Genomic DNA, 6,878 nt, shown 5'->3' with positions numbered 1-6,878 from the left:
GGGTCCGATGAGGCACGCCGAGGAGGTGTAGATGGTCAGTTCGGAGAACCACTCGAGCAGGTCGATTTCGCCCTCGTCACCCCACTCAGCCACCATCCGCTCGACCTCGCGCGGGATGGTCACGGCGTGCTGGCGCATGTGCTCCCCGCGCAGGGCGGTGTTGTGGAGCATCTCGGAACGCCGTTCGGGACTGGCGTCAAAGACGACGCCCTCACCGAAGACCGGGGTCATGAACGGGTAGGCGGCGGCCTGGTCGAGCGACTCGTCGGGCGCCCGGAAGAAGGCCTCGTTGGCGGCGGCGCCGGAGGCCAGGCAGATGTCGCGGTCGGCGATCCGGAAGATCCCCAGGTCGCCACACTCCTCGCGGACCCGCCAGAACAGGCCGATGGGGTCCTCACGGAGCTCGTCCATGTGGCCGAGTTCGCCGGTGCCCCCGGAGACCCGCCCCGGTTCGGCAAGGGTGGCGACGTCGGTCGTGTCGTCGTTGGTGGTCACGAGTAGTCCTCCTCGATGGGTGCCTCCGGCTGGATCTCCAGCTCGGTGATCTGTGCGCCGCGCGGCATGGACACCATGGCGGTGACCCCTCGCGCGAGGTCGGCGGGTTTGCACATGCGTGGGTGGCGGCCGAAGCCGTGGCGCACCCAGTCGTTGATGACGGATTCTGCGGTGGCCGGGTCGAACTCGGTGCCCATCTCGGTCATGACGGGTCCGGGCCGCACCACGCCGAGGCGCACCCCAGTGCCCTCGAGCTCGCGGCGGGCCTGGACGGCCATCGCCTCGAGCCCGGCCTTGGCGGCGACGTACGCCCCGGAGCGGGGGCGCGCCGTGTAGGCCACGTCGGAACCGATGACGACGACGTCGCCGCGGCGGCGGCCGATCATGCCCGGCATCACCGCGTGGAGCAGTCTCTGCACGGATCTGAGATGGATGTCGATCTGCCCGTCGAACTCATCGGGGTCCATCTCCCAGACCCTCGCCATGATGAGTGTCCCCGCGCTGGAGACGAGCACCTCGGGCTCCCCGTAGGCGTCGGTGGCGGCGGTGAGGAAGCCGGCGACCGAGGTGGGGTCCGTCACGTCGAGCGGGCAGGCGGTGGCCTGTCCCCCGGCCTCGCGGATGGTGGTGACGAGCTCATCGAGTCGGTCGACGCGGCGGGCGCCCACCACGACGGGGTGCCCGAGCGCCGCGAGCGCCTCGGCGCAGGCCCGCCCGATCCCGGAGGAGGCACCGGTGACCAGTGCCGGTCGGGTGGAGGGGTCGGCCTGGGCCGGGAACCGCAGGCTCATCGGTCGCGCACCTCGACCTTCACGGGCAGGTGGGCGAACCCGCGGACGTTGGAGGAGTGGACCCGCTCGGCGCCGGGCAGGAGCTCGTAGCCGGTGATCGACCGGGAGATCATGTCCAACGCGATGCGCGCCTCCAGGCGCGCCAGGTGCGCGCCCAGGCAGAAGTGCGGTCCCTGCCCGAAGCTCAGGCTGCCCGCGGTGTCCCGGTTCAGGTCGAACGAATCACCGTCGACGAACACCTCCGCGTCCCGGTTGGCCGATCCGATGAGCAGCAGGACCTTCTGGTCCGCGGGGATCGTCACGCCGCGGACCGTGGTCTCGGTGGTGGTGGTGCGCAGGACCATCTGGCTCGAGGTGTCGAACCGCAGGGTCTCCTCCACCCACTGCGGGACGAGCTCCGGATCGTCGAGAACGAGGCGGGACTGCGCGGGGTGCTCGTGGGCCCAGAACAGGGAGTTGGCCAGGAGTTTGGTGGTGGTTTCGTTGCCGGCCACCACCATGAGGAACAGGAAAGACAGGATCTCGTCGTTGTCCAGCTTCTCGCCGTCGATCTCGGCGTCGATCAGCGCCGACGTGAGGTCCTCGGTCCTCGAGGCGCGGCGCTCGTCGACCATGCCCTGGTAGTAGGTGATGAGGTCCAGAGCGGCGACCATCGAGTCCTCGGGAACGTCCTGGACACCCTCCTCGCGGTGCATGACCAGGTCCGCCAGGCGGCGCAGCTCCGCGCGGTCCGCTTCGGGCACGCCCATGAGGTCGGAGATGACGTCCATGGGCAGCTTGCCCGCGTAGTTGTCGACGAAGTCGAACGCCTCCCCTTCGCGGGCGCGCTGCAGGCACTCGTCCCAGTACTGGCGGGAGATCTTCTCGATCCCCTCGCTCAGGGCGTCCACCCGGCGGGAGGTGAAGCCCTTGCTGACGAGCCGCCGCAGGCGCGCGTGGCGTGGGTCGTCCATGGCGAGGAACGACATGGTCTTGTAGGCGTGCGGCCCGTAGGCGGCCGGGTCGAGGGAGACGCCCATGGCGCTGGAGAAAACCTCGGGGTCGCGGAAGGCCTCGCGCACGTCGGCGTGCTTGCTCAGGGCCCAGAAGTCGAGTTCGGGGTTGTGGTAGACGGGCGCCTCGGCCCGGAGACGGGCGTAGAGCGGATACGGGTCCTCGTGTACGTCGTAGTCGTAGGGGCTGAAGATCAGCGGCGAAGCGGATGCGGTGGTCACGGGTTCTGTCACCTCAGGATCAGTCGTGCGGCGGATTCGATCGCGTCTGCCATGTCCCGGTAGGAGCCGTAGCCCATACCTGCCCTGACGAGGGCGCCGGCGTAGATCATCTCGAGCGCGTGCACCACCTCCTCGTCGTCGTGCCCCGGACCCAGCGCCGCCTCCAGGCGGTGACGGATGTCGACGCCGATCCGGAGCCGCAGGTGGGAGACCTCCGGGTCGTCCCCCAGGAGCGCGGCGGTGACCGCCGCGGACAGCTCGGGCTCGTCGGCGACCAACATGGCCACGTCACGCAGCACCGCGACCACCCGGTCGGCGGTCGACCCGTCCTCCGGCGCCGTGGTGGTGTGCGCCTCGAGTCGCCGCCAGAACACCTCGGCGATCAGGTGCCCCTTGGAGGAGAAGTAGGTGTACGCGGTGGCCGGGGCAACGCCCGCCCGGGCGGCGACGGCGCGGACGGCCAGGCCGTCGGGGCCCTTCTCCCGGAGCTCCCCCACCGCGGCGGCGGTCAGGCGGTCGACGGTCTCGGCCTGCTGGCCGTTGAGCCGTCGCCGGGTGGACTCGAATCGAACATCGGTGGACATGTGTCTGGACAATACACCACTGCCGGACTACTGTCTAGACAGCTGTCCATCGACCCCGACGGAAGGTCCCCCGTGACACCGAGCATCACCGCTCCCGCACCGCTGCTCATCGGCGGCGAACTCCGCCCCGCCACCGGCGGCGGCACGTTCGACGTGCTCAACCCCGCGACCGAGGAGGTGCTCGGCGCCGCCGCGGACGCCACTGCGGCCGACGTGGACGCCGCCGTGGCCGCCGCCCGGACCGCTTTCGACACCACGGACTGGTCGACCGACCACGCGTTCCGCGCCCGGTGCCTGCGGCAACTGCGCGACGCCCTGCGGTCCCACATCGAGGAGCTGCGCGCGCTGACCATCGCCGAGGTCGGGGCGCCGCACATGTTCACCACCGGCCCCCACCTCGAGGGGCCCGTGGCGGACCTGGGGTGGCTGGCCGATCTCGCCGAGTCCTACGCGTGGACCGAGGACCTGGGCGAGTCCGAGATCATGGGCGTGCGCTCGCACCGCACCACCCGACGTGAGGCGATCGGCGTGGTGGCCGCCATCACACCGTGGAACTTCCCCAACCAGATCAACCTGGCCAAGGTCGGCCCCGCGCTGGCCGCGGGCTGCACCGTGGTGCTCAAGCCCGCCCCCGACACCCCGCTCGTGGCCGCGGCGGTGGCGCGCATCGCCGCCGAGGAGACCGACCTGCCCGCCGGCGTCCTCAACGTCATCTCCTCCTCCGACCACGGGATCGGGGCGCAGCTCACCACCGATCCGCGCGTGGACCTGGTCTCCTTCACCGGCTCCACCGCGACGGGCAGGACCATCATGGTCTCGGCCGCCGAGACGCTGAAGAAGGTCTTCCTCGAGCTGGGCGGCAAGTCCGCGTCCGTGGTACTCGACGACGCCGACCTCGGCACCGCCTGCTTCATGACCGCGCTCAATACCTGCACCCACGCCGGGCAGGGCTGCGCACTGACCACCCGGCTGATCGTGCCGCGCGAGAAGTACGACGAGGCGATCGAGGCCGCCAAGGGCGCCATGGCCTCCTTCGCCCCCACCGACCCCCGCGATCCCGGCGCGTTCTGCGGGCCGGTCATCTCCGCGGTCCAGCGCGAGCGGATCGAGGGCTACATCGAGCTGGCCAGACAGGAGGGCGGCACCATCGAGATCGGCGGCGACCGGCCCACCGGCGAGGGCTTCGAGCGCGGCTTCTGGGTGAACCCCACCCTCATCTCCGGGGTCGACAACTCGGCGCGGGTCGCGCAGGAGGAGATCTTCGGCCCCGTGCTGGTGATCATCCCGCATGACGGCGACGACGACGCGATCCGCATCGCCAACGACTCCCCCTACGGGCTGTCCGGCGCGGTGTGGGGCACCGACCCCGAGCGGGTGGAGAAGGTCGTGGCCGGCATCCGCACCGGCACGCTCGGCGTCAACGGCGGCCAGTGGTACGGCGCGGACGTGCCGTTCGGCGGCTACAAGCAGTCCGGCATCGGCCGCGAGATGGGCCGCGAGGGCTTCGAGGAGTACCTCGAGGTCAAGGCCGTGGCGACCCCGGCCTGACCCGGCGCACCTGACCCAGACCCGGCCCACGGAACACGCGCGGCGGCCGACCAGCACATCAACAGCAGGACTTCAACAGAAAGTAGGACAAGAACATGGGACGTTTCGACGGCAAGACCGCGATCGTGACCGGCGCCGCCGGCGGCATCGGCGAGGAGTACGCCAAGGCCCTGGCGGCGGAGGGCGCGAAGGTCGTCGTGGCCGACGTGTCCACCGAACAGGGTGAGCGCGTTGCGGCCGAGATCGTCGCCGCCGGCGGCGAGGCCGTGTTCCAGCACACCGACGTCTCCGACGAGGCCTCGACCAAGGCCTGCGCGGAGGCCGCGGTGGAACGCTTCGGGACGCTCGATCTGTTGGTCAACAACGCCGCGATCTTCGGCGGCATGAAGCTGGACTTCCTCATCACGGTGCCGTGGGACTACTACGAGAAGTTCATGTCGGTGAACCTCAACGGCGCACTGCTCATGGTGCGCGCCTGCTGGGAGAAGATGGCTGCGGCGGGCGGCGGCGCGATCGTCAACCAGTCCTCCACCGCGGCGTGGCTGTACTCGGGCTTCTACGGCCTGGCCAAGGCCGGCGTCAACGGCCTCACCCAGCAGCTGGCCACGGAGCTCGGCGGGTCGAACATCCGGATCAACGCCATCGCGCCCGGTCCGATCGACACCGAGGCCAACCGCACCTCCACGCCGCAGGAGATCGTCAAGGACATGGTCGACAAGCTGCCGCTCAAGCGGATCGGCCAGCCCGAGGACCTGGTCGGCATGATGCTGTTCCTGCTGTCGGACGAGGCCAGCTGGGTCACCGGGCAGATCTTCAACGTCGACGGTGGACAGGTCATCCGGTCATGACAGGCGCCCCCGACAGCGCGACGACCCCCATCGGGCCCGGATCACCCGACGCGGACCCGGCCCCGGTCGGCTTCATCGGCCTCGGAAACATGGGTGCTCCCATCGCCCGGCAGCTTCTGGCCTGGCCCGGCGGACTAGTGGTGTGCGACGTGCGCGCCGAGGCCACCGAGCCGTTCGTCGCCGAGGGTGCCACCGCCGCGGCGAGCGCCGACGAGGTCGCGCGCACGGCACGGCTGATCTCAGTCACCGTGCTCGACGACGCCCAGGTCCGCGACGTGGTGGACGGCCCTCAGGGCATCCTGCGGACCGCCTCCCCGGGCACGGTCATCGCGGTCCACTCCACGATCTCTGACTCGACGGCTGTAGAGCTGGCTGGGGCCTGCGCCTCCTCCGGCGTGCATCTGATCGACGCTCCGGTCTCGGGCGGCGCGCAGGGCGCCCAACAGGGCGAGCTCGCCGTGATGGTGGGCGGTCCGCGTGAGGTCTACGACGCGTGCAAGCCGGTGTTCAAACTCTGGGCGGGCATGCCGGTCCACGCTGGCGAGGTGGGCGCGGGCACCCGAATGAAGCTCGCGCGGAACCTCCTGCACTTCATCTCGTTCACGGCCACCGCCGAGGCCTCGCGGCTGGCCGAGGCCGCCGGGATCGACATCGCCAAGCTGGGCCGCGTGGTCCGCCACACCGATGCCATCACCGGTGGCGCCGGCGCCGTGATGCTGCGGGACACCACCGCGCCGATCGCCGAGGACGACTTCTGGCACGGCGTGTTCACCCACGTCCGCGGCCTGGGCGAGAAGGACCTGTCCCTCGCCCTGGAGCTGGCGGAGCGACTGGACGTGGACCTGCCGCTCGGCACGATCGCCCTGCGCGACCTGGGTGCCGGGTTCGGCGTGGGTCCGGGCGAGATCGCCCTCGCCGCCGGGGTCGGTGCGGAATCCGCCGGCGCCGCCGACGCGAGTGGGAACGACGACAACGACGACGAGGAGCGCTCATGAGCGACACCGCTGACACCGGGATGACCCCCGAGCGGGCCCACGGTTTGGCGAAGATGACCGAGGCCTACGGTTTCGAGATGTCCGACGGCCCGGGTGACTACTTCGCCGAGACCGCCGACCATCTGTTCGGCCGGATCTGGTCCCGTCCCGGCCTGACCCATCGGGATCGTCGCCTGCTCCTGCTCGGCGCGCTCACCGCGCAGGGCAACTCCGACGTCGCCGACATCCAGGTGGGCGCCGCGCTCGGCAACGGCGAGCTGACCCCGGAGGAGCTCGAGGAGATCGTGATCTTCCTCTGCTACTACGCGGGCTGGCCGAACGGAACCAAGCTCGGCAACGTAGTGGGCCCACACGTGGCGAGGGCCCGCAATGCCGCCCGCCGCACCGAGAGCTGACCCGTGCC

Annotated in this window: 7 protein-coding genes and 1 pseudogene; 4 read left to right on the top strand and 4 right to left on the bottom strand. The window is 70.6% G+C overall.

Annotated features, from left to right (window positions below; translation table 11 throughout):
* The 4 genes and pseudogenes from OPF83_RS13440 to OPF83_RS13425 all read right to left on the bottom strand — a co-directional run.
* Positions 1 to 411, bottom strand: a pseudogene (locus tag OPF83_RS13440) (cytochrome P450); the annotation flags it as partial.
* Positions 412 to 491: 80 nt separating this feature from the next.
* Positions 492 to 1,286, bottom strand: a complete 795-nt coding sequence (locus tag OPF83_RS13435; protein ID WP_264887997.1) for an SDR family oxidoreductase — start codon at positions 1,284 to 1,286, stop codon at positions 492 to 494.
* Positions 1,283 to 2,500 carry a cytochrome P450 gene (locus OPF83_RS13430; RefSeq protein WP_264887996.1) on the bottom strand — a complete coding sequence of 406 codons (1,218 nt, stop codon included), beginning with the start codon at positions 2,498 to 2,500 and terminating at the stop codon, positions 1,283 to 1,285. Before OPF83_RS13430 ends, OPF83_RS13435 begins: the two co-directional genes overlap by 4 nt.
* 8 nt (positions 2,501 to 2,508) lie before the next feature.
* Complete coding sequence (locus OPF83_RS13425) at positions 2,509 to 3,084, bottom strand: TetR family transcriptional regulator (protein WP_264887995.1); 576 nt, start codon at positions 3,082 to 3,084, stop codon at positions 2,509 to 2,511.
* Between the two features lie 72 nt (positions 3,085 to 3,156).
* Here OPF83_RS13425 and OPF83_RS13420 point away from each other — a divergent pair, with 72 nt between their 5' ends.
* The 4 genes from OPF83_RS13420 to OPF83_RS13405 all read left to right on the top strand — a co-directional run bounded on the left by OPF83_RS13420 (position 3,157) and on the right by OPF83_RS13405 (position 6,870).
* Positions 3,157 to 4,632, top strand: a complete 1,476-nt coding sequence (locus OPF83_RS13420) for an aldehyde dehydrogenase (protein WP_264887994.1) — start codon at positions 3,157 to 3,159, stop codon at positions 4,630 to 4,632.
* 95 nt (positions 4,633 to 4,727) lie between these two features.
* Positions 4,728 to 5,480 (top strand): SDR family oxidoreductase, encoded by a 753-nt coding sequence (locus tag OPF83_RS13415; protein WP_264887992.1) that lies wholly within the window; start codon positions 4,728 to 4,730, stop codon positions 5,478 to 5,480.
* Complete coding sequence (locus tag OPF83_RS13410) at positions 5,477 to 6,475, top strand: NAD(P)-dependent oxidoreductase (RefSeq protein WP_264887991.1); 999 nt, start codon at positions 5,477 to 5,479, stop codon at positions 6,473 to 6,475. Before OPF83_RS13415 ends, OPF83_RS13410 begins: the two co-directional genes overlap by 4 nt.
* On the top strand, positions 6,472 to 6,870 hold the full coding sequence (locus tag OPF83_RS13405) for a carboxymuconolactone decarboxylase family protein (protein WP_264887990.1): 399 nt from the start codon (positions 6,472 to 6,474) through the stop codon (positions 6,868 to 6,870). Before OPF83_RS13410 ends, OPF83_RS13405 begins: the two co-directional genes overlap by 4 nt.
* Positions 6,871 to 6,878: the final 8 nt, after the last annotated feature.

This window comes from Dietzia sp. NCCP-2495, assembly GCF_026011735.1.
In the GTDB taxonomy this organism is placed as follows: domain Bacteria; phylum Actinomycetota; class Actinomycetes; order Mycobacteriales; family Mycobacteriaceae; genus Dietzia.
This window is presented reverse-complemented; position numbering and strand designations above follow the sequence as displayed.